Here is a 20,879-nt window from a genome sequence, read left to right as displayed (position 1 = left end):
GCTCCACAGCGGTCCACAGGCCCGCCGGCCGGGATATCTGGCAGCGGCGGGTGCCTTCGCGGTGGGCATGCTCGGCACGACGCTGCCCACCCCGCTGTACGGGCTCTACCGGCAGGAGATCGGATTCTCCGAGCTGATGGTCACGGTGGTCTTCGCCGTCTACGCGGTGGGCGTCATCGTCGCCCTGCTGGTGGCCGGCGACTTCTCCGACATCCTGGGCCGGCGGCCGATCCTGCTGTGTGCCGCGGCACTGGCCGGGGCGAGCGCCCTCTTCTTCGTCTTCGAGCAGGGGCTGCCTGAACTCTTCGCCGGCCGGGTGCTTTCCGGCTTCTCCGCGGGCCTGTTCAGCGGCACGGCCACCGCGGCCGTCCTGGACCTGGCGCCGCCGGGACGCCGGGCCCGTGCCGCCTTCGCGGCGACCGCCGCCAACATGGGAGGTCTCGGCCTCGGCCCCCTCCTCTCCGGGATCCTCGCCGAGTACGCGCCCTCGCCGCTGAAACTGCCCTTCCTCGTGCACCTGGCTCTCCTGGCGGTCGCCGCCGCGGTCATCTGGATGCTTCCCGAGACGGTGCACCGCCGCCGTCCCCGGCCGTCCCTGCGGCCCCAGGGCATGACGATCCCTCCGGTCGTCCGCGGGGTCTTCGTGCCCGGTGCGCTGGCGGCCTTCGCCGGTTTCTCCATGCTGGGGGTGTTCACCGCGGTCGCCGCGGACTTCATGGCGACGGTCCTGGGCGTGCACAACCTCGCGGTCGTCGGCGCCGTCGTCTTCTCCGTCTTCTGCGCCTCGACCGGAGGCCAGTTGCTCATGGGCCGCGTGGGCCCGGTCAAGGCACTGCCGCTGGGCTGCGTCGTGCTGGTCCTGGGCCTCCTGCTCCTCGGGGCCTCGCTGCTGGCGGAGTCGCTGCCGATCCTCGTCGTCGGCGCGGTCACCGGCGGCGTAGGACAGGGCCTGTCCTTCCGTGCGGGCCTGACAGTGATCGGTTCGGCGGCGCCGGAGCTGCAGCGAAGCGCGACCCTCTCGGCGTTCTTCGTCTTCGCCTACGTGGGGATCTCGCTGCCGGTGGTCGGGGTCGGCGCCTTGACGGTGGAACTGGGGGTGCGCAGCGCCGGATTGGTCTTCGCCGGTTGCGTGATCCTGCTCGTCTCCGCGGTGGCCGCCTATCTGAGGCTGCGACCGCCCGCGGTGGGCTGACCCGCCGGGCGCGGCCGGCGGTGGAGTCCGGCCACAGGCCGGAGCCGGCAGGTGTGTATGGCCTCTCCGATGGCGTGGCGGCGGTGCGTGCCTAGCGTGCGAGACCGGGGCACCCGGCACAGGGACGGCCTGGCCGGGTGCCCCATCCCTCACCCCCCCACGACGGGAGAACGCCATGGCGGTTCGTGACCGTGCCCGTGCTCGCCCCCGCGCGGTGCTCTTCGCGCTGTTCGCCCTGGTCGCCGGAGTGCTCGCGGCGCCGGCGAACGCCTCGGCGGCGGACCTCACGCGGGTCACCGGCTTCGGCTCCAACCCCGGCAACCTCGCCATGTACGCCTACGTGCCCGACGGCCTGCCCGCCGGCGCGCCGCTGGTGCTCGCGCTGCACGGGTGCACGCAGAGCGCGAGCGACTACCACGGCCATTCCGGCTGGGCCGAGTTGGCCGACGCGCACGGCTTCGCGGTGGTCTACCCGCAGACCACGAGCGTCAACAACGCCAACTCCTGCTTCAACTGGTTCCAGTCGGGCGACACCGCGCGCGGTCAGGGCGAGGCCCTCTCCGTGAAGCAGATGGCCGATCACGCCACCGCGCTCTACGGCACGGACCCCGACCGCGTCTACGTCACCGGCCTGTCCGCCGGCGGCGCCATGACCGCGGGGCTGCTGGCCGCGTACCCCGATGTCTTCGCCGGCGGCTCCATCGCCGCGGGCATCCCGGCCGGTTGCGCGCGCAGCCTCGTCGACGCGTACACGTGCATGTACGTCTCGCCCGGCAAGACCCCGCAGCAGTGGGGCGACTTGGCGCGTGCCGCCTCGGGCGGCTGGAGCGGGCCGTGGCCGCGGGTGGCGATCTGGCACGGCACCGGCGACACCACGGTGGTGCCGGCGAACGCGGTCGAGTCGCGCGACCAGTGGACGGACGTATGGGGTACGGGCCAGACGCCGGCGGAGACGACGACGCTGCCCGGCGGCACGACGAGGGCCTCGTACGAGGACGCATCCGGCCGCTCCGTGGTGGAGACGTACACGATCTCCGGCATGGCCCACGGCCTGCCCGTCGACCCGGGCACGGCCGCCGGGCAGTGCGGGACCACCGGCACGTACTACCCGGACCGCATCTGTTCCAGCTATTACACCGCGCAGTTCTGGGGCCTGATCTGACACCTGCACACCACCGGGCCCGGCCCTTGGCCGGGTCCGGCGCTGCCCCGCTGACCGCTCGTCACCGAACCCGCCGCGGGATGTGTCCCGCGCCGCACGGCCCAACCCGACCGCGCCCCGCCGGACTTGGGATCGGCAGACCCGGCTACGGTGTCGGGTCAGAAATCGGGCTGCACGCCCGGTCCGTCTGTGCGTACGGCGAAGTCCCCGGCAGCCGGACGGATATCGTGTCAAGGTCACGACACCGGACGCGAGTTTGTACACGGGCGCAGGATGAGGAGCATCACGTGGGGGACGGCACGGGGGCTGACCGGCCCGGGCGGCTGGTCGCGGGACGGTACCGCCTGTTGGAGCGGATCGGCCGCGGTGGCATGGGCACCGTCTGGCACGCCGAGGACGAGGTTCTCGGCCGGCAGGTCGCGCTCAAGAAGCTGCATCTGCCGCCGCACCTGAAGGACGGCGAGCGCGCCACCCTCTTCGAGCGTACGAGGCGCGAGGCGCGCAGCGCCGCCCGGATCACGCATCCCAACGTCGTGGTGGTGCACGACGTGGTGGACGACGAGGGACTGCCCTGCATCGTCATGGAGTACGTGCCCGCCCCCGCCCTCGACGAGGTGCTGAAGAAGGACGGCCCGCTGGCGACCGCCGAGGCGGTCAGAATCGGCATCGGCGTGATCGCGGCGCTGCGTGCCGCGCACGCCGCCGGGGTCCTGCACCGCGACGTGAAGCCCGGCAACGTGCTCCTCGGAGCCGATGGGCGCGTCGTCCTGACGGACTTCGGGATCGCGGTCGTCGCGGACACCTCCACCCTCACGCGCACCGGTGAGATGGTCGGTTCCGTCGACTTCTGCGCTCCGGAACGCCTCAAGGGTGCGGACCCGGCTCCTTCCTCCGACCTGTGGGCCCTGGGCGCGACCCTCTACCAGGCCGTGCAGGGGCGGCCGCCCTTCCGGCGGGCCACGCCGCTCGAAACCGCCTACGCGATAGCCGTCGATCCGCTCGAACAACCCGTCGGCGGCCAGGCGTTGGGCCCTCTGATCGCGGAACTCCTCGCCAAGGACCCGGAGGCCCGGCCCTCGGCACCGGAGGTGGAGCGGCGACTGCGGCACCTGGCGGGCGCCGGCCCGGTCACGGATGCGCGCCCCACCGTGCCCGAACTCCCGGCCACCGTGCCGCCGGCACCACCGGCGTACGGAACGGACGCCGCGACGGTGCGTCACGGGCGCGGACGAGGACGGCGTACCGGCGTGTGGGTGACGGCCATGGCCGTCACGGTGCCGGCGCTGCTCGCCGGCGCGTACTTCGCGCTGCCCGACGAGGACAAGGACTCCGGCAGCGCCGCCCCCGAGAAGAAGCCCTCCGCATCCGCCACCCCGAAGCCGAAGCCCAAGCCCGATCCCGTCCCCGCTCCCGTACCGGAGGGCTACCAACTGGTGCGGGAAGAGGAGTTCGAGATCTCCTTCCCCGTCCCCGAAGGCTGGACGCGGCAGGACCTGGAGGAGGAAGAAGAGGGCGTCGCCTACATAGACCCGACGGGCATGGCCGGCTTGCGCGTCGTCGCCCTCGACTACGCGAGCACCGACCCCCTGCAGCACTTCAAGGACAACGAGTCCAAGTCCATCCAGGAGGGAAAGCTCCCCGGCTACCGCCAACTGCGGATGCAGAGGACGACCTACCGGGGCATGCCGGCCGCGATCTGGGAGTTCACCTGGCAGGGCCGTGCCCGCGAATGGCGCGCCCGGGACCTGGGGTTCGGACGCCCCGGCGAGAAGGAGTACGCGATCTACCTCTCCACGCCCAGCGCGGACTGGGATCGCCACGAGCCGGTCTTCGAGAACGTGAGCGACGGCATCCGCCTCAAGACCGGCGCATCCGGGACCCGTTGACCCGGCACTGTCGTAGAACTCCCGCGGGTCGCGCCCGGCGTGCGCCTGAGCGAACGCGACATGGTCGAGCGCTACGGAGCCAGCAGGACGACCGTACGCGCGGCCGCCGCCCGCCTGATCCACGAGGGCCTCCTGGAACGCACCACGCGCGGCATGCTGATCCAGGAACGGCCGCGCGAGCAGATCCTCCAGGTCTACGACGCCTGGGCCCTTCTGGAGGCCGCCGCCGTCGAACAGGCCGCCCAGGCCGCAACCGAGGCGGACCTGCAAGAGCTCGAACGGCTGCTGACCGGCCACCGCCGGCACGACGGCGGCCAGGGCAACCGCCTAGACCTGCACCTGAAGTTCCACGAAGCGCTGTGGGATGCGTCCCACAACCCGGTGCTGGTCGGGCTCCTGCTCAGCCTCAACACCCGCCTGCTGCAGGTCGCCACCTCCACCCTCGCCCAGCCCGGGCGGTGGCAGGTCGCCCTCGACGAGCACGGCAAGATCCTCACCGCACTACGTGCCGGCAGCGGCCCCGAAGCCGCCGACCTGGCCCGCGACCACATCCTCAGCGCACGCGAGGCCCGGCTGGAGATGTGGCGCAACGAGCACCACCGGCCGTGACGAAACTCGCCCCGGGCGCACCAGTCAGCCGGGGCCGCGCCGGGCGGGCCGCAGCACCTCCCACAACGCGGCAGCGACGGCGACCTCCGTACCGGCGAGACCGACGGAGCAGAAGACGGTGATCTCGTCGGGGCTGGACCGGCCTGCCGCAGCGCCGGCCAGGGCAGCGCCCAGGCCGATCATCCGTTCGACGGGCAGAACGTGGGGTTCACCGTAGGCGGCCGCCTGGGCGACGGAGTCGGTGAGGATCACGTCCGCCCGCTCCGCCAAGGCCGCAGGCACCTCATGGCGCGAGACGGTCTTGGGACCGAGCGTCGTCACATGCGTCCCGGGCGCGATCCACTCCACATCCAGCACGGGAGTGGTGCTGTTCGTAGCGAGGACCACGACGTCGTGGTCACGTACCGCTTCCTCCGCACGAGGTACCGCCCGCACCCGGACCCCCAACTCCTCCGCGGCCCGCTGCGCGAACGCTTGCGCGCGTTCCGGTCTGCGGGACGCGACCGTGGCCTCGACCACCTGCCGCACAGCGCAGATGGCCCACAGTTGGGTCCAGGCGTGCCTGCCTGCTCCGACCATCCCGAGCCGTATCGGCCCGGGACGCGCCGCCGTGTCCACCGCTACGGCCCCGATCGCACCGGTGCGCCGGGCACCCAGCTCGTCGCCGTGCACCACGGCCCGGAGCCGGCCGCCGTCACCGTCCCAGAGGGCCACCAGTTGTTCCGCCCCGACGAGGGTGTCGTAAGCGCGGAAGCCGAAGAGTTTCTCCGCGCGCAGGTGTCCCGCCGTGAACACCAGGCGGCCGTCCCCGAGGTCGGCGTGGACCCGCGGCGGCGCGTGGAGAGCACCTTCGTGCGCCGCCGTGAGAGCGTTCCGTACGGCGCGGACGGCGGTCGGAGCGTCGAGAAGAGAGCGTACGTCGTCGTCATCCAGTAAGAGCACGGACATGACGCACACCCTTCGCGCGAGGAGTACCGGTAGGAGATCACGCTGCCGGGCACAGCGCGGTGCGGTCATCCGTCCGGAGCCGGAGAGGTCTCCGCCATAGGGCCTACGCCCCGGACCGGGGAACGGCCGCGGCGCCGTGGCCCGTGCCGACCGACCCCGTCAGCACCCTCCTCGCCGGCCGGACGCCAGGGCGCCGCGAACGGCGCGCCATCGCTCGGAAGCGTGCGCAACGGCCGAGGGCTTTCCGGCAGAGCCGCGCGGCTGAACTCCTTCCCACGTCCAGCGACGCGCCGTACGGAGTCCTCGTGCATGCTCTCGATTGCCCCATCCTTGTCCTGGACCGACTCTCAGCAACACCGTCCCAGAGAAGCCGGGAGGCGACCATGCCCGTCGAGAGCGTGACCCTCCGGATCGCCGGCACGCAGCTCAACGGCGACCTGGCGATGCCCGATGAGGCCGCGGGCCTGGTGCTGTTCGCCCACGGCAGCGGCAGTTCGCGGCACAGCCCGCGCAACCAGGCCGTCGCAGCCCAGTTGAACGACCGCGGTTTCGGCACCCTGCTCCTGGATCTGCTCACGCCGGCCGAGGACCAGACCGATGCGGTCACCCGCGAGCACCGCTTCGACATCCCCCTGCTGGCCCGCCGGCTCAGCGGCGCTGCCGACTGGCTCGCGACCCGCGCCACCGATCTGCCCATCGGGCTCTTCGGCGCCAGCACCGGCGCCGCGGCGGCCCTGATCACCGCCGCTGAGCGTCCCGAGCTCGTACGGGCGGTGGTCTCCCGCGGCGGCCGCCCCGATCTCGCGGGCGGCGCGCTCGCTGAGGTACGCGCACCGGTGCTGCTGCTCGTCGGCGGCCGGGACGAAGCCGTGATCAAGCTCAACGAGGAGGCCGCGCAGCAGCTCACCGCACCGTACGAACTGCGCGTGATCCCGGGCGCGACGCACCTGTTCCCGGAGCCGGGCGCGCTGGAGGAGGTCGGCGACGCGGCGGCGGACTGGTTCACGCGGATGGCCTAGGCCGACTGAGCACGCAGCGCGGGCGAACCTGCCTCCTCAACGCATCCGCGCCGGCGGCTCAGCGGATCACCGCGGTCCGCATTCCTGCCGGGCGGTCGGCGGCATCCGAACGACTGCGGTCCCTCCCTCCAGGTCCACCGTCGTGCGGTTCGGCGGCGCCCCGTCCTCCTCGTCATCGCGCATCACGAGTGCCGACTGGCGCTCCCTCAGCTCGTTCTGCTTGCCCGGCGAGAGACTCGCGTGCAGTTGCTCGAACCCAGTCGCCGATATCTGGCCCCGCCCCGCCGCGGACCGCCACGGAAGGACACCGGCCCTGCCCACCTGCAAGAGAAACTGATCGACGAAGGCGACCACCGTCAGCAGGATGACCAGACCGGGCAGAGTCATGAAGACGAGGAATGACATGACTTCAGTATCCGGTCCGCACCGCTTCCCGCGGGGGTCCCCGGCGCGCCTGTCCGCGGCTCAACGAATGATCTCCGCGCCTTTCGTCGCCTACACGCCCCGCGCCGTACCCGCTCCGAGTGCGAGTTGACCCTCCCCTTACGTCAGGCTTGAAGCTGTACGTCGACGAAAGGGCAGGTGGATGAGCTACTCCGTGGGGCAGGTCTCGGCCTTCGCCGGCGTGACGGTGCGGACACTGCATCACTACGACAAGGCGGGACTGCTGTCGCCCAGTGACCGCAGCCACGCCGGATACCGGCTCTACAGCGAGGCCGACCTGGTCCGTCTCCAGCAGATCCTCTTCTACCGCGAGCTCGGCTTCCCCCTCGACGAGATCGCGGCGATCTTCAAGGAGCCGCAGGCGAACCCCCTGGAGCGGCTGCGGGCCCGGCAACGGGAGCTCAGTGAGGAGATCGCCAGGCTGCAGCGGCTGGCCGAGGTGGCGGAACGGGCGATAGAGGTCCAGAAGACCGGAGTGTCGCTGACTCCTCAAGAACGCTTCGAGGTCTTCGGTGAGGTCACCTTCGACCTGAGTTATGCCACCGAGGCAGATCTGAAATGGGCCGGATCGCACGGGAAGCACGAGGCGATGACGCGCGCGGCCGCCCACACCAAGGAGGATTGGCGTCAGCTCATGGAGGAAGCCGCCGCCTGGCGCACGGAGCTGCTCGCGGTCTTCGACGAAGGGGAGCCGAGCGACGGCGAGCGGGCCATGGACCTCGCCGAGGAGCACCGCTTGCACGTCGCTCGCTGGTTTGCCGCCTGCCCGCCTGACATGCACCGACGCATCGCGGACGACTTCGTCGCCGACCCGCGCGCCTTCGCTCTGGTGGTACCGCCCTCGCAGCAACGCCCGGGCCTGGCCGCCTATACACACCACGCTGTCCATGCCAACGCGGCCCGCCACGCACGTGGCGGCAGCGATCTCGAGGAGGGCCGATGAGGGTACTGATCGCCACGGCCGGATCGCGCGGCGATGTCGTGCCCTACACGGGCCTGGGCGCTGAACTGCGCCGCGCCGGGTATGACGTCGCCCTCGCCGCCACAGACACCTTCGCCCCTCTCGTACGCGACGCAGGGCTGGAATTCCGCCGTCTGCCCGCCGACACGCGAGTACGCGGCGGCGGCACAGGCAAACGTGAACTGATGCGGACCGCTGCCGCGTTCATCACCGAACTCGGCCAGGGCTTCGCCGACGCGGTGGAGGAGGGCACGGACTTGCTCCTGCTGTCGACCACTACGGCCCCGCTCGGCTGGCACTTCACCGAGGCCACGGGCATACCGAGCCTCGGCGTGTACCTCCAGCCCACCGCACCGACCGGCGACTTCCCGCCCGTCGTGACGGGCTCCCGCTCGCTGGGGCGTCTCGCCAACCGAGCAACCGGACGCTTCGCACTGCGGATGGCCGACCGCGTCTACGAACAGGCGGCCGCGAAGCTGCGCGACCGCCTTGAGCTGCCCCCGGCCTCTCCCTCCGAGATGCGCCGACGACGGGAACAGGAAAATTGGCCCATTTTGCACGGCTTCAGCGCGACCCTGGTCCCCCGTCCCTCCGACTGGCGTTCCGGCCTGGAGGTCGTAGGCAACTGGTGGCCCCATCACGATGAGTCCGAACGGCTACCCACCGAGCTTGAGGACTTCCTGTGTGCCGGGCCCCGGCCCGTCCTCATCGGCTTCGGGAGCATGGCGTCCGGTGACGGGGAACGGCTGAGCGAGATCGCTGTACGAGCCCTGCGCCACGCCGGGCTGCGGGGAATCCTCCAAGCCGGCAGCGCCGGACTCGCCGCCGACGGGGACGACGTGCTCACCATCGGGGACGTGCCGCACGCCCTGCTGTTTCCACGGCTTGCTGCGGTGGTCCACCATGGCGGGGCCGGCACCTCGGCCGCCGCGCTGCGGGCCGGGGTGCCCGCGGTCACCGTGCCGGTGACCGCAGACCAGCCGTTCTGGGCGAGGCGACTCGCCGCCCTCGGCGCCGCCACCGAGCCGATCCCCTTCCGGTCCCTCACGGCCGAACGGCTTGCCGACTCGCTTGAACAAGTGGTGAAGCAACAGGCACACGGCCGAGCCGCCGCAGGAGCGGCGAAACGTTTGGTGACCGAGAACGGAGCAGGCCGGACACTTCAGTTCATCCAGCAACTGGCCGATGGATGACCCGCATTGCCTTCTGGCGGAGCCCGGAACGCTGGACAGCGATGAAGGCGTCACAGGCTCACCCCTGTGCGGTTCAGGCGCTCGATTCGGCGTGGCCGGTCGCCGGACATCGGGCGGCGCCGTCCTTCCTCACGCCTTGTTCGTCGCAGCCATACGCATCGCCGCCTCGTAGACGAGCCGGGCGTGCAGTTCGAACATCGCCACCAGGTCAACGGCGTCACCGTTGATCTCCCGCTGCACGAACAGCCCGTCCGCGCCGGCGACGGCGTAGGTCGTCAGCGAGTTCAATGCCGCCTCGTCCAGGTCCTGGACGAGCGTTTCGATGATCTCGGCGATTTTCACCCGCGCGGTCTCCCGGACCTGGAGGAACACGGTGCGGCCGCGGGGTTCGGCGGGGCGTCGTTCCAGCGCGAGCATCAGACCGAGGCGGAGGAAGTCGGGGGCGTCGAGCAGTGACTTCGCCACCATCCGGGCTGTGGTGGTGACGCGCTCCAGCGGCGTGCCCGCCTCCTCACCCGGCAGCTCGACGGCGGCCAGCCAGGTGTCGAAGCTGCGCTCGATGACCGCGGCGAGCAGGTCGTCCTTGTCCTTGAAGTGCCAGTAGATCGAGCTGGGGGGCAGACCGCACGCGGCGCTGACGGCCGCGATCGACGTGCCCTCGTATCCGCGCTCGCCCGCGATCTGCACGGTGGCGTCGAGGATGCGTTGCCGCGATTCCACCCCGTTCGCGCGCTTCCTCCGGGTCGTCTGCGCCTTCGTCATGGCAGGTGTGCCTCTCGCAGTGATACTTCACGCCGGCTGCTTGACCCCGCTCGGCGTGCTGCTTACCGTAGCATTCGCTCCAATTGGAGTGAACGCTACTTCAATGACTGTGGACGTGGCCGGCAGTGAGGTGGCCTGATGGGTGAGATCGGGGCCGCGCAGGAGACCGACGCCGGTGCCTACGACGTGGCCGTGGTCGGTTACGGGCCCACGGGTGTGACCGCGGCGAACCTGCTGGGCGCGATGGGCTTACGCGTGGTCGTCCTGGAACAGGATGCCGGGATCTTCACGCGGGCCAGGGCCATCTCCACCGATGAGGAGGTCGTCCGCATCTGGCAGCGGATCGGCCTCGCCGAGCGGCTCAAGCAGGACATGCTGACCGACAGGCCGGTGGACTTCGTCGATGCGACCGGCCGCGCATTCCTCAGCGCACGGCCCACCCCGCGCGGCCACGGCCATCCGCCGCAGATGTTCATCTACCAGCCCGCGCTGGAGCAGGTCCTGCGCGACGGTGTCGACCGCTATCCGAACGTGACGGTCCTGCTGGGGCACAAGTGCCTGCGCCTGCACCAGGACGCGGACCGCGTGGAGCTGACCGTGGCCGGCATGGCGGACGACTCCGTCCACCGGGTGCCGGCCTCCTACGTCATCGCGGCCGACGGCGGATCCAGCCTCATCCGCGCCCGGCTCAACGTGGGCTACGAGGGCAGGACCTACGAGGACCGCTGGGTGGTCATCGACACCAAGATGCTCAAGCCCTGGCGGGACCACGACAAGTTGCGCTTCCACTGCGATCCGGCCCGCCCGGCCGTGGACTGCCCGACCCCGCTCGGTCACCACCGGTGGGAGTTCCCGATCCTGCCCGGCGACGACGAGGAGCACCTGACCACCGAGGAGGCCGTGTACCGGCTCGTGGCCCGGTACGGCATCTCCCGCGACAGCGTCGAGGTCCTGCGCGCCACCGTCTACAGCCACCACGTGCGCTACGCCACCCGCTTCCGCAAGGGGCGGGTCTTCCTCGCCGGTGACGCCGCCCACGCCATGCCGCCGTGGATCGGCCAGGGCATGGCCGCGGGCGTACGGGACGTGGCCAACCTCTGCTGGAAGCTCGACGCGGTCCTGCGCGGCGAACTGCCCGGGACAGTGCTCGACAGTTACGAAGCCGAGCGCAAGCCGCACGTCAAGGAGGTCACGAAGCGGGCGGTGCTCGTCGGCCGCATCATCACCGAGCGCCGCCTCCCGGTCGCGCGTGTGCGCAACGGAGCGTTGCGTGCCCTGCACCGCATACCGGGCTTCGACGAGCGGTTGCAGGACTCAGTCTGGATCCCCGTGGCACGCTACGACGCCGGCCTGCAGGCCCGGCCCCGCACCAAGGCGACCGGCCGTCAGGTCCCCCAGCCCTGGGTCACCGGCCCCGACGGCAACCGGGTCCGCCTCGACGACGCACTCGGCGCCCGATGGCTCCTGCTGCACGCCCGCACGGTGACACCCCAGCCCGCCTGGGCCCCCTCCGGTATCCCGTCTCTGACCATCACACCCGCCGGCTCCCGGCCGGCCGAGGGCACCCTCGTCGACAGCGATGGTGTCCTGCTGGCCTGGCTGGCCAAGCACAGCACGGCCACGCTCGCCGTGCGTCCGGACGCCTACGTCTACGCGGCGGCCCCCGCGGGTTCCCTGCTGCCGCCACCGCCCCGGGGTTTCCTGCCGTCCACGTCCCGCCGACCGCGTGCACCGCACAGTAAGGACACCGGCATCATGACGACGACACCGACCGGCCTGCCGGCGATGCAAGAGACCACGTACGACATCGGCGGCACGAAGATATACGCCGCCGAGACCGGCGTCGGCCCGCCCCTCCTCCTGCTGCACGGTGGCGGCCCCGGAGCCTCGGGGGTGTCCAACTACGCGCGCAATATCGCGGAGCTGGCCGAGGAGTACCGGGTCATCGTCCCCGACCTGCCCGGATACGGACGCAGCACCAAGGGCATCGACGGCAGCGATCCCTTCGGGTACCTGGCCAACCGCATCCGAGGACTCCTCGACGAACTGGGCCTGGACAAAGCCCACCTGGTCGGCAACTCCTACGGCGGTGCCGCCGCCCTGCGCCTGGCACTGGACACTCCCGGCCGGGTCGACCGCATGGTCCTGATGGGCCCCGGCGGCGTCGGCACCACACGTGCCCTGCCCACCCCCGGCCTCAACTGCTTGCTGAACTACTACACCGGCGACGGTCCCTCGCGGCGGAAGCTGGAGAGGTTCATCCGCAACTACCTCGTCTTCAACGCCGCGGACGTCCCCGAGTCCGCGATCGAGGAGCGCTACCAGGCCAGCATCGACCCCGAGGTGATCGCCGCACCACCGCTGCAACGGCCCTCCGGACGGGGCGCCCTGCGGACTCTGTGGAAGATGGACTTCACCCGCGACGCCCGCCTGTCCCGGCTGCCCGTACCCACGCTGGTGCTCTGGGGAGCGCAGGACAAGGTCAACCGTCCCTCAGGTGGACGGATGCTGGCCGAGCGCATGCCCAACTGCGACCTGTACCAGGTTGCCAACACCGGGCACTGGGTCCAGTTCGAACGCGCACAGCTCTTCAACCGGATGTGCGCCGGCTTCCTGGCGGGCCGCCGATGAAGAGCGAAGCGACCACGACCGCCTCTGTTTTCGGCGCCGTCCACCTCGGCTACCTCGTCATCGAGACCAACCGCTTCGCCGACTGGCGCCGCTTCGGCACCGAAGCCATCGGCATGCACCACGACACCGTCTCCCGTGACCTGATGCGATTCCGCCTCGACGACCAGGAATGCCGGTTCCTCCTGCGGCGCGGCCCCGCCGAGGACGTGGTCGCCACCGGCTGGCACGTCGACGACCACGCCGCCTTCCACGAGATCGAGGCCCGCGTCCGCGCCCACGGCGTCCCTCTCGTCCAGGGCACGGACGAAGAGACGGCCCTGCGCGGTGTCGAACGCCTGCTGCGCTTCCCCGGTCCGAAGGGCATCGCCCAGGAGATCTACACCACCCCGGTGAAGTCCACGGAACCGCTGCGCATGCTCGCCTCCGGCTTCGTCACCGGCGACTCCGGCATGGGACACATCGCGCTGACCTCCACCAGGCCCACGCAGATCCGCGGCTACTTCGACACCGTCTTCGACGCCCGCCTGACGGACTCCATCGACGAGACCATCAGCGGCGTCAAACTGAAGATCCGCTTCCTGCGCGTCAACGAACGCCACCACACCATCGCGGTGGCCGCCACCCGAGGTCTGCCGATCGACCCGATCCGCACCCGCGTCCAGCACCTCAACATCCAGGCCGCCACCCTGGACGACGTCGCCCAGAGCTACCAGCGGGTGCACGACCTCGGCTTCGACATGGCACTGTCCGTCGGGCAGCACACCAACGACAAGGAACTGTCGTACTACGCCCGCACGCCTTCGGGCTTCGAGTGGGAGGTGGGCTGGAACCCTCTCGTCATCGACGAGACCACCTGGGAACCCAGCACCCACCAGGGCATCAGCGACTGGGGGCATCTGCCCGTCGGCCGGACCATCGTGGACAAGCTCACCCAGTTCCGCGTCGGCGCCCGTTCCCTGACCCGCCGGGAGGACACCGTGCCGGCCCTCAGCGGAGCCGGCATAGCGGACGACTGACCGCGTACGGCACTCCTCGGTGAGGACGAGGGAAGAGCGCGCACGTCCGCCACCTGCATGCCGGGCCGTTGCGGTGCCGCGCCCGCCTCAGAGGTCGTCGACCCGGACCAGGCCGTCCTGGATGGCCCGGGCCAGGAGCGCCGCCTTGGTGGGGGCCTCGCGGCCGCTCATCGCGTACTTGATCCGGATGTGTTCGAGATGGGTGTTGACGGTGCGCGGTGAGATGCCCAGGCGCCGGCCCACGAAGTCCTTGGACTCGGACTGGAACCACTCGATCAGAACCTCGGTCTCGCGCGCCGAGAGCGACGGCCGGCCCGTGGACCGGTCGCCGGCGAGCGCACCCGCCAGCGACGGCGGTGTGAACGCGCGACCGGAGGCCGCCGCGGCGGCGGCTTCCAGGAGGTGTGCGGCGCCCTCCGCCTTCGTCAGATAGCTCAGCGCGCCCAGCTCCAGGCACTGGAGGGCGACGTCGTCCGCCGGACGCATCGAGTAGACGACGACCCGCCGCCCGGCCTCGGTCAGCCGGCGCAGGTCGTTGAGGGCCGGAGCCGGCCCGCCCAGGTGCAGGTCGAGGATGACCACGTCGGCGGTGGCGCCCTCGCCGGTCCACGCGACCCGGACGTCGTCGCCCGAGGCGGAGACCCGGATCGGCGGGGTGCCGGTGGTCAACCACTGGGCGACCCCGGCGCGTACCGCGGGGTGGTCGTCGACGATGGCCGCGCTCAGCCCTGGTGCGTGCGCCATCCTGCCTCCAGCCGCAGGTAGTCCCCGTAGACGCCGCACTCGACCCGGACCCGGCCGGTGGCGGCGGTGGCCACGTCGGCGGCGGCGTCGGCCACCACCGCGACCCGTACCTCCCGGTCGGTGCGGAGCACGCTCACCCTGGCACGACTCCGCGCCGCCGACAATGCCGCGATCACCGGACCGGTCAGCTCGCGGCGCACCTGCGCGGGCACCGGCACGGCCGCGCCGCTCACCGCGAACGACACGTCCACGCCGCGCCGTTCGGCGGCGTCCACACACGCGGTGACCTCGTGCACCAGAGGGTCGGGAACCTCGTCGTTCTCGGCGAACAGCCGCCGCAACTGCGTCGCCGCCAGTGCGCACCGCCGCCGGGTGTCAGGGTCGCGCGGATCGAGTTCGCCGTCGGCCAGACCCGCGAGCAGCGGCAGCGTCGAACCCAACTGCCCGGCGAATGCGCTGTGCTGGTGCTCTTCCCACTGCTGTGCCGCCAGTACCTTGGTCATCAGACGGTCCCGTTCGCCGGCCGCCCGGCTTGCCTCGCTGCTCTGCCGCCGCAGCACCCGGGTGATCACGATGACCGCGAGCTGGACGTTGACCGCGGCGAACGCGGCGGCGCCTGCCGCACCCAACGCGGAGCGGTCCGGCACGCCCGCCGACAGGAACATCCCCATACTCACCACCAGATGGCCTGCCAGCACCGTGACCAGGACCCGGACCCGGTCCAGTAACAGCAGCAGCAGATGCCATCCCACCAGGCCGAACGACCAGTCCGCCGGGTCGAACCGCCGTTCCGGGCCGAGCGCCACCGCGGCACAGAACGACGCCGCCAGCACCACCGTCGTACCGGCGGCCACGAGCACCCCGGGCAACGGCCGGCGGCGCAGCACCCACCCGCAGCAGACGGCGGTGACGCAGGCCAGCGAGGCGAACGCGGCCACCGCGAGCCACCGGTGGCGGCACTCCTGTACGAGCACGGGGTGCAGGCTCAGGCCGAACTGCAGGACGCCGGTGGCGCAGACCAGGACGATCCGCATCGTCGCGTAGACATGACCGCCCGTCGCCCGCGGCTCACCCGCGGCCGCCGCTCGCGACTCCTCCCCAGCCGGCCCGGCCGGTCTGCCGTCTGCCGCCCGCAGCTCATCCCTCATCGGGCCACACCAGTCTGACGGTGGTTCCCGCACCGGGGTGTGAGGTGATCGCGGCACCGCCGCCGACGGCGGCCATCCGCTCGACCACCGAGCCCCGGATCCCGCGGCGGAAGCCTGCTACGCGGTCCGGCCGGAACCCCACGCCGCGGTCGGCCACCACGACCACCACCCGGTCGCCTTCGCCGCGTACGCACACGTCCGCGGCTTCGACGCCGGCGTGCCGCTCGACGTTCCGCAGCGCCTCGCGCACCGCACGTACGAAGGCGAGCGCCACCGACGCCGGGACCAGCAAGGTGTTCTCCCCGCTCAGGTCCACGGCGGGCCGGCCGCGGTCGACCACGGCGCGCAGGGAGGCCGTGAGGTCCACGGGGCTGTCCTGGGTGGTCGCCCCGCCCGCCGCGCCGGTGAGCACCGCCAGGTCGTGCCGGGCGTACTCGGCGATCTGCGCCGGGTCCGCGTCGTCTGCCCGCGCCGCCACCATCAGGAAGGTGGCCGCGGCCGTGTCGTGGAGCAGCGCCAGATACTCGCGCTCCTGCCGTTTCCGCGTCAGTGACACCGCCTCCGCGCGCGCCAGCGCCGACCGGCGTGCCCGCAGTTCGTCCACCCGCCTGCCCGACCGGCGGAGCAGTACGTACCCCAGGCGCGCCAGCAGGCACTCGAACACCAGGCGCGGCACCACGGTTCCGGCCAGGCCGGAGCCCATCCACGCCGGATCGGCGCCCGCCAGGTCGACCGCCACCAGGTCGACCGCGAGCAGCCCACCCGAGACCGGTGCGGCGACCAGCGGGGACCACTCCCACTGCAGCGTGATCGCGGTGGTGGTCAGCAGGTTCAGCGCCCACGGGTTCTGCGGCCCGCCGGTCCACTCCTGTGTCGCGCAGACCGCCACCACGCGCAGGACGGCGAAGACCAGCGACACCGCCGCGCCCCGCCCGGTGAACCCCGTCCAGAAGTCCGCCCCGGCCCCCGCGAGTACCAGGCCGAACAGGGCGATTCCCAGCGGCAGGGCTCTGTCGGGCACCGAGAGCAGGCCGAAGACGCTGATGACGACCAGCGCGACACCGCGCACCGGAGGCGCCAGCCGCCGGGCGGACGCCACGAACCGCGCCTCGACGCTGTCCTCCGGGTCGCCGGACGAGCCGTTACGTGGGGGGAGTGACGACAACGCGGCCACCTCACCTGCCGGTGCCGCACACCGGAGTACATGTCATGTTCCTGCTGCCTGTCGGTCGAACGCCCGATGCCTGCCGCATTCTTCGTTGCTACGTTCGGCGCCCACATGTTCCCAGATACGGGGAGTCGGGTTGCCTTCAGGAACGAAAGTCAGACGTGCATGGGTGGTCGTCGCCGCGGTGTGCGCGACGCTGATGGTCTCACTCGGGCTCGCCCAGTCGGCCACCGCCGCCCCGGGCTGGCCGGTACTCGGTAACGGTTCGACCGGATCGAACGTGGCCGCGGCTCAGCACCTGCTGCGTGGACACGGCTACGACATCGCCGCCGACAGCGCCTTCGGCCCGGCGACCGAGGGCGCCGTGGCCGCCTTCCAGCAGTCCAGGGGCTACGGCGCCGACGGCGTCATCGGGCAGGAGACCTGGCCGGGCCTCGTCATCACGGTGCGGCAGGGCGACAGCGGCCCCGCGGTCGCCGCGGCCCAGTCCGCGCTGAACAAGTTCGGCTACGGACTCGCCGTGGACGGGGAGTTCGGCGCAGGCACGGCCTCCGCCGTCACCTCGTACCAGAGTTCCAGGGGCCTGGCAGCCGACGGGGTCGTCGGCCCGGACACCTGGCAGAACCTGATCGGCGAGAACGGGGGCGGCGGGAGCGGCACCTACTCGCTGCCCATCCCGCGCGACGCCTTGTCCCGTGGCTACTACGACGTGCCGCACCACGACTACGCGGCGCTGGACCTGCCGGTGGGCACCGGGACCCCGGTGTACTCGATCAGCTCCGGCGTGGCGAACCAGATCAACAACGACCGGTGCGGACTCGGCTACGAGGTCGTCGGCGACGACGGTGCCACCTACTACTACTGCCACTTCTCCGCGCACGGAGCCGGCTCCGGCATCCGCGTCGACGCCGGGACCCAGATCGGGCTGTCGGGTAACACGGGCAACTCCACCGGCCCGCACCTGCACGTCGAGATCGCGGCCGGCGGCGTGAACCGCTGTCCCGGCGCCCTCCTCGGCCCGGTCTACGACGGATCCACCCCGCCCGCGCCCGGTGATCTGCCGACCGGCGGCTGCATCGAGTAGCGGTGTGCCGGGGCCCCGGCGAACAGGTCGTCGCCGACCTGCCCGCCCGGGGCCCCGGCGCCGTTCCGTCCGTCCCGTCCCGCACGGCACAGACACCCGTCACTCCCACCCCCCATCCGCCGAACGACTCCACGGGGAGCCTTTGTTGAACCCGACAACGATGACCACGCAGCGGCTGACCTCCCGTTGGTGGGCCGTGATCGCCACCGCGTGCGCCGCGGTCCTGCTGATGTCCCTCGCCGTCGTCCAGTCGGCCACTGCCGCTCCGGCCTGGCCCGTCCTCCGCAACGGCTCGACCGGTGCGAACGTCTCCACCGCCCAGTACCTGCTGCGCGACCGCGGCTACGACATCGCCGTGGACGGCGAGTTCGGCCCGGCGACCGAGAACACCGTGCTCACCTTCCAGCAGTCCCAGGGCTACGGCGCGGACGGCGTCGTCGGCGCGGAGACCTGGCCCGGCCTGATCTCCACCGTCCGCGAGGGCGACAGCGGCGACGCCGTCGCGGCAGCGCAGACCGCACTGAACAAGTTCGGTTACGGGCTCGCCGTGGACGGCGAGTTCGGCTCGGCAACCGCCTCCGCGGTCACCGACTTCCAGAGCACCAAGGGCCTCTCCGCCGACGGCGTCGTCGGCCCCCAGACCTGGCAGAGCCTTCTCGGCGAGGGCGGCGGTGACGACGGCGGCGGCTGCGCGGTGCCGGCCGAGCCGGACCCCGAGGTGCTCAAGACCGTCTACCGGACCGGCATCGAACTCGGCGTCAGCGACCGGGTGATGCTCGCAGGCTTCGAGGCAGGAGTGGTCGAGTCCAACATGAACAACCTGGACTGCGGTGACCGCGACTCGCTCGGGGTGTTCCAGCAGCGCCCGTCGCAGGGCTGGGGCACGCCGGAGCAGATCATGAACGTGTCGTACGCGTCCCACGCCTTCTTCACCCCCGCCATCGAGGTGGCGGCGAACAACCCGGACATGTCCGCGGGCCAGGTCGCGCAGAGCGTCCAGGTCTCGGCCTACCCGGACCGCTACGACGCGGTCGAGGCAACCGCACTCGCGCTCATCGAACGCGCCAAGGGGCTCTAGGAGAGCGTCATCGAGGCCGCGACCCGCGGTGACCCCGGCCCCGGCGGTGTCACGGCTCGATCAGGCCGACCCGGATGGCGTAGCGGGTGAGTTCGAGGCGGTCGCGCAGGCCCAGTTTCTGGAGCAGGTTGGCCCGGTGGCGTTCGACGGTCTTGATGCTGATGACGAGCGTGTCGGCGATCGCCTGCGAGGTGAGCCCTTCGGCGACCAGCTTGAGAATCTCCTCTTCGCGGAGGGTGAGCGCCCGGGACTGGGTGTCCTCGTTCGACGCGGAGGTTTGCAGGAAGTTGCGGATCAGTGCGTTGACGGCTCCGGGGTAGACGAACGGCTCGTCGCGTACCGCGGCGCGACATGCCTCGACGAGGTCGCGGTCGGCGACGGACTTGAGGACGTATCCGCATGCGCCGGCCTTGAGCGCTTCGAAGAAGTACTGCTCGTTGTCGTACATGGTGAGGATGAGGGTGCGCAGGTCGGGCAGGTGGCCGGAGAGTTCGCGGGCGGCCTGGAGTCCCGTCAGGCGAGGCATGGCGATGTCGAGGATGGCCAGGTCGGGAGGGTCGGCGCGGGCCAGCTTGATGGCCTCGGCGCCGTCGCCGGCTTCGGCCACCACGGTCAGATCCGGTTCGCCGTCGAGGATGAGCCGCAGACCCCGGCGTACCAGGGCGTGGTCGTCGGCGAGGAGGATCCGGGTGGGCTGCGGCTCGGGCATGGTCAGTGGCTCCTTTGCGGGGCTGGTACGCGAAGGTGCACTTCGGTGCCGTTGCCGGGTCGCTGGTTCAGGGTGAGGCGGGCGCCGATGAGCAGGGCGCGTTCGCGCATGCCGCGGATGCCCGCGCCTTCGCGGGCGGCGCCGAGGCCCTTTCCGTCGTCGGTGATCCGCAGGTGCAGTCCGGTGGCGTCCGCACCGAGGCTGATGTTCACGCGGTGGGCTGCGGCGTGCCGGACGATGTTGGTGAGACTTTCCTGGGCGACGCGGTAGATCACCAGTTCCGTCTCGTGGCTGAGCTGCGGGAGTTCCTGGTCGAAGTGGCGGGAGACGGTGATTCCGGCGTGGGAGGTGGTCTCGTGCGTCAGCGCGGTGAGTGCGGTGGTCAGCCCCAGTTCCTCGAGAACGCCGGGGCGGAGCCGCCGGGCGATGCGCCGGATCTCGTCGAGGCTGCCGCGGGTGGTCTCCTGGACCTGCCGCAACTGGCTGCGCAGCAGGGGCGGGGCATGGTCCGCGACATGCTTGAGTTCGAGCAGGACGGCGGTGAGGGTCTGGCCGATCTCGTCGTGCAGTTCCTGGGCGATCCGGTGGCGTTCGTCTTCCTGGGCGGACAGAGCCACGGCGGTGCTGGCGGCCCGTTCGGCTTCCAGCCGGTCGAGCATGGTGTTGAACGTGGAGATCAGTTCCGCTACTTCGCCCTGGCCGGCCACTACGGGCCGCCGGCCGGGGTGGAGCAGGTCCGTGGTGGTCATGGCCCGGGTGAGGCGCTGCAGGGGGGCGAGCCCCACCCGTAGCAGCGCGGCGTTGGCGACGAGCATGGCGATCAGCCCCGCCGTCAGGATCAGTGCCTCGGTGAGCACCACCGGCGTGGAGACCGTGACGGGGCCCAGGAGAAGCAGGGCCGCCGCCGCGCAGAGCACGGTCGCGTTGAGAAGGAAGATCCGCCGGAACAGAGACACGGCGTCCTCCTACGCATCGGTGCCGGGTGCCTGCCAGGGTCAGCCGCGCGTACCGGAGCTGTCTATGGGGGCCAACCCTCATTCGCCGCGCACATACGCAGGTTTCCGGCCCCGGGATATGGGTGCTGGGCCCGATGGCCGCCGGATGCCGCCACGAGTGAGGCTGAAC

Annotated in this window: 19 protein-coding genes and 2 pseudogenes; 13 read left to right on the top strand and 8 right to left on the bottom strand. The window is 71.4% G+C overall.

Annotated elements, in window-relative coordinates:
• Positions 1-61: 61 nt before the first annotated feature.
• The 5 genes and pseudogenes from DMB38_RS00300 to DMB38_RS00285 all read left to right on the top strand — a co-directional run bounded on the left by DMB38_RS00300 (position 62) and on the right by DMB38_RS00285 (position 4,849).
• Positions 62-1,192, top strand: coding sequence for an MFS transporter (locus tag DMB38_RS00300; RefSeq protein WP_276314987.1), 1,131 nt, complete (start codon positions 62-64; stop codon positions 1,190-1,192).
• 175 nt (positions 1,193-1,367) lie between these two features.
• A complete protein-coding gene (locus DMB38_RS00295) occupies positions 1,368-2,354 on the top strand; it encodes a PHB depolymerase family esterase (RefSeq protein ID WP_125933430.1) in 987 nt (328 codons plus the stop codon).
• A gap of 287 nt (positions 2,355-2,641) precedes the next feature.
• Entirely contained in the window at positions 2,642-4,240 is a 1,599-nt protein-coding gene (locus DMB38_RS00290; RefSeq protein ID WP_240661865.1) for a serine/threonine-protein kinase, read from the top strand.
• 36 nt (positions 4,241-4,276) lie between these two features.
• A pseudogene (locus tag DMB38_RS37415) lies at positions 4,277-4,378 on the top strand (GntR family transcriptional regulator); the annotation flags it as partial.
• Between the two features lie 15 nt (positions 4,379-4,393).
• Positions 4,394-4,849: an FCD domain-containing protein gene (locus DMB38_RS00285; RefSeq protein WP_276314986.1), complete on the top strand. Its 456-nt coding sequence runs from the start codon at positions 4,394-4,396 to the stop codon at positions 4,847-4,849.
• A 24-nt stretch (positions 4,850-4,873) separates the two neighbouring features.
• Here the strand turns inward: DMB38_RS00285 and DMB38_RS00280 are convergent, their stop codons facing one another.
• Complete coding sequence (locus DMB38_RS00280; RefSeq protein WP_125933427.1) at positions 4,874-5,797, bottom strand: NAD(P)-binding domain-containing protein; 924 nt, start codon at positions 5,795-5,797, stop codon at positions 4,874-4,876.
• A 383-nt stretch (positions 5,798-6,180) separates the two neighbouring features.
• Here DMB38_RS00280 and DMB38_RS00275 point away from each other — a divergent pair, with 383 nt between their 5' ends.
• Entirely contained in the window at positions 6,181-6,816 is a 636-nt protein-coding gene (locus tag DMB38_RS00275; RefSeq protein WP_125933426.1) for an alpha/beta fold hydrolase, read from the top strand.
• A 66-nt stretch (positions 6,817-6,882) separates the two neighbouring features.
• On the opposite strand, the gene DMB38_RS00270 is transcribed toward DMB38_RS00275, so the two are convergent.
• Positions 6,883-7,221 (bottom strand): DUF6191 domain-containing protein, encoded by a 339-nt coding sequence (locus tag DMB38_RS00270; RefSeq protein ID WP_125933425.1) that lies wholly within the window; start codon positions 7,219-7,221, stop codon positions 6,883-6,885.
• A 181-nt stretch (positions 7,222-7,402) separates the two neighbouring features.
• Here DMB38_RS00270 and DMB38_RS00265 point away from each other — a divergent pair, with 181 nt between their 5' ends.
• Both DMB38_RS00265 and DMB38_RS00260 read left to right on the top strand, forming a co-directional pair.
• Complete coding sequence (locus DMB38_RS00265) at positions 7,403-8,203, top strand: MerR family transcriptional regulator (protein ID WP_125933424.1); 801 nt, start codon at positions 7,403-7,405, stop codon at positions 8,201-8,203.
• Positions 8,200-9,414, top strand: a complete 1,215-nt coding sequence (locus tag DMB38_RS00260) for a glycosyltransferase (RefSeq protein WP_125933423.1) — start codon at positions 8,200-8,202, stop codon at positions 9,412-9,414. The genes DMB38_RS00265 and DMB38_RS00260 overlap by 4 nt, the downstream gene beginning before the upstream one ends.
• A 129-nt stretch (positions 9,415-9,543) precedes the next feature.
• On the opposite strand, the gene DMB38_RS00255 is transcribed toward DMB38_RS00260, so the two are convergent.
• A complete protein-coding gene (locus DMB38_RS00255) occupies positions 9,544-10,176 on the bottom strand; it encodes a TetR/AcrR family transcriptional regulator (protein WP_125933422.1) in 633 nt (210 codons plus the stop codon).
• A gap of 138 nt (positions 10,177-10,314) precedes the next feature.
• Here DMB38_RS00255 and DMB38_RS00250 point away from each other — a divergent pair.
• From DMB38_RS00250 to DMB38_RS00240, 3 genes and pseudogenes are all read left to right on the top strand, one after another.
• Positions 10,315-11,886, top strand: a pseudogene (locus DMB38_RS00250) (bifunctional 3-(3-hydroxy-phenyl)propionate/3-hydroxycinnamic acid hydroxylase); the annotation flags it as partial.
• Between the two features lie 75 nt (positions 11,887-11,961).
• Complete coding sequence (locus tag DMB38_RS00245; RefSeq protein WP_206337792.1) at positions 11,962-12,807, top strand: alpha/beta hydrolase; 846 nt, start codon at positions 11,962-11,964, stop codon at positions 12,805-12,807.
• On the top strand, positions 12,804-13,823 hold the full coding sequence (locus tag DMB38_RS00240; RefSeq protein WP_125933421.1) for a VOC family protein: 1,020 nt from the start codon (positions 12,804-12,806) through the stop codon (positions 13,821-13,823). Before DMB38_RS00245 ends, DMB38_RS00240 begins: the two co-directional genes overlap by 4 nt.
• Positions 13,824-13,910: 87 nt before the next feature.
• On the opposite strand, the gene DMB38_RS00235 is transcribed toward DMB38_RS00240, so the two are convergent.
• The 3 genes from DMB38_RS00235 to DMB38_RS00225 are packed head-to-tail and all read right to left on the bottom strand — an operon-like array spanning position 13,911 to position 16,880.
• Positions 13,911-14,567 (bottom strand): response regulator transcription factor, encoded by a 657-nt coding sequence (locus DMB38_RS00235; RefSeq protein ID WP_125933420.1) that lies wholly within the window; start codon positions 14,565-14,567, stop codon positions 13,911-13,913.
• Entirely contained in the window at positions 14,546-15,715 is a 1,170-nt protein-coding gene (locus tag DMB38_RS00230; RefSeq protein WP_125933419.1) for a hypothetical protein, read from the bottom strand. The genes DMB38_RS00235 and DMB38_RS00230 overlap by 22 nt, the downstream gene beginning before the upstream one ends.
• Complete coding sequence (locus tag DMB38_RS00225; protein WP_240661863.1) at positions 15,705-16,880, bottom strand: ATP-binding protein; 1,176 nt, start codon at positions 16,878-16,880, stop codon at positions 15,705-15,707. Before DMB38_RS00225 ends, DMB38_RS00230 begins: the two co-directional genes overlap by 11 nt.
• A gap of 172 nt (positions 16,881-17,052) precedes the next feature.
• Between DMB38_RS00225 and DMB38_RS00220 the strand changes: the two genes are divergently transcribed.
• Entirely contained in the window at positions 17,053-17,967 is a 915-nt protein-coding gene (locus DMB38_RS00220) for a peptidoglycan-binding protein (RefSeq protein ID WP_125933418.1), read from the top strand.
• Between the two features lie 175 nt (positions 17,968-18,142).
• Positions 18,143-19,045: a peptidoglycan-binding protein gene (locus tag DMB38_RS00215; protein WP_125938719.1), complete on the top strand. Its 903-nt coding sequence runs from the start codon at positions 18,143-18,145 to the stop codon at positions 19,043-19,045.
• A 49-nt stretch (positions 19,046-19,094) separates the two neighbouring features.
• Here DMB38_RS00215 and DMB38_RS00210 read toward each other — a convergent pair whose 3' ends face one another.
• Positions 19,095-19,754, bottom strand: a complete 660-nt coding sequence (locus tag DMB38_RS00210) for a response regulator transcription factor (RefSeq protein ID WP_125933417.1) — start codon at positions 19,752-19,754, stop codon at positions 19,095-19,097.
• 2 nt (positions 19,755-19,756) lie between these two features.
• Entirely contained in the window at positions 19,757-20,710 is a 954-nt protein-coding gene (locus DMB38_RS00205) for a histidine kinase (protein ID WP_125933416.1), read from the bottom strand.
• Positions 20,711-20,879: the final 169 nt, after the last annotated feature.

It is taken from the genome of Streptomyces sp. WAC 06738, from assembly GCF_003945505.1.
GTDB lineage: Bacteria > Actinomycetota > Actinomycetes > Streptomycetales > Streptomycetaceae > Streptomyces.
The sequence above is the reverse complement of the archived record's forward strand: the minus strand, read 5'-3'. Positions and strand labels throughout refer to the sequence as shown.

Bases quoted from the DNA above. Each gene is read 5' to 3' on its own strand.
- DMB38_RS00240 (WP_125933421.1), top strand. From the start codon at position 12,804: ATGAAGAGCGAAGCGACCACGACCGCCTCTGTTTTCGGCGCCGTCCAC.
- DMB38_RS00270 (WP_125933425.1), bottom strand. From the start codon at position 7,221: ATGTCATTCCTCGTCTTCATGACTCTGCCCGGTCTGGTCATCCTGCTG.
- DMB38_RS00260 (WP_125933423.1), top strand. From the start codon at position 8,200: ATGAGGGTACTGATCGCCACGGCCGGATCGCGCGGCGATGTCGTGCCC.
- DMB38_RS00210 (WP_125933417.1), bottom strand. From the start codon at position 19,754: ATGCCCGAGCCGCAGCCCACCCGGATCCTCCTCGCCGACGACCACGCC.
- DMB38_RS00255 (WP_125933422.1), bottom strand. From the start codon at position 10,176: ATGACGAAGGCGCAGACGACCCGGAGGAAGCGCGCGAACGGGGTGGAA.
- DMB38_RS00285 (WP_276314986.1), top strand. From the start codon at position 4,394: ATGCTGATCCAGGAACGGCCGCGCGAGCAGATCCTCCAGGTCTACGAC.
- DMB38_RS00245 (WP_206337792.1), top strand. From the start codon at position 11,962: ATGCAAGAGACCACGTACGACATCGGCGGCACGAAGATATACGCCGCC.
- DMB38_RS00275 (WP_125933426.1), top strand. From the start codon at position 6,181: ATGCCCGTCGAGAGCGTGACCCTCCGGATCGCCGGCACGCAGCTCAAC.
- DMB38_RS00280 (WP_125933427.1), bottom strand. From the start codon at position 5,797: ATGTCCGTGCTCTTACTGGATGACGACGACGTACGCTCTCTTCTCGAC.
- DMB38_RS00230 (WP_125933419.1), bottom strand. From the start codon at position 15,715: ATGAGGGATGAGCTGCGGGCGGCAGACGGCAGACCGGCCGGGCCGGCT.
- DMB38_RS00235 (WP_125933420.1), bottom strand. From the start codon at position 14,567: ATGGCGCACGCACCAGGGCTGAGCGCGGCCATCGTCGACGACCACCCC.
- DMB38_RS00295 (WP_125933430.1), top strand. From the start codon at position 1,368: ATGGCGGTTCGTGACCGTGCCCGTGCTCGCCCCCGCGCGGTGCTCTTC.
- DMB38_RS00265 (WP_125933424.1), top strand. From the start codon at position 7,403: ATGAGCTACTCCGTGGGGCAGGTCTCGGCCTTCGCCGGCGTGACGGTG.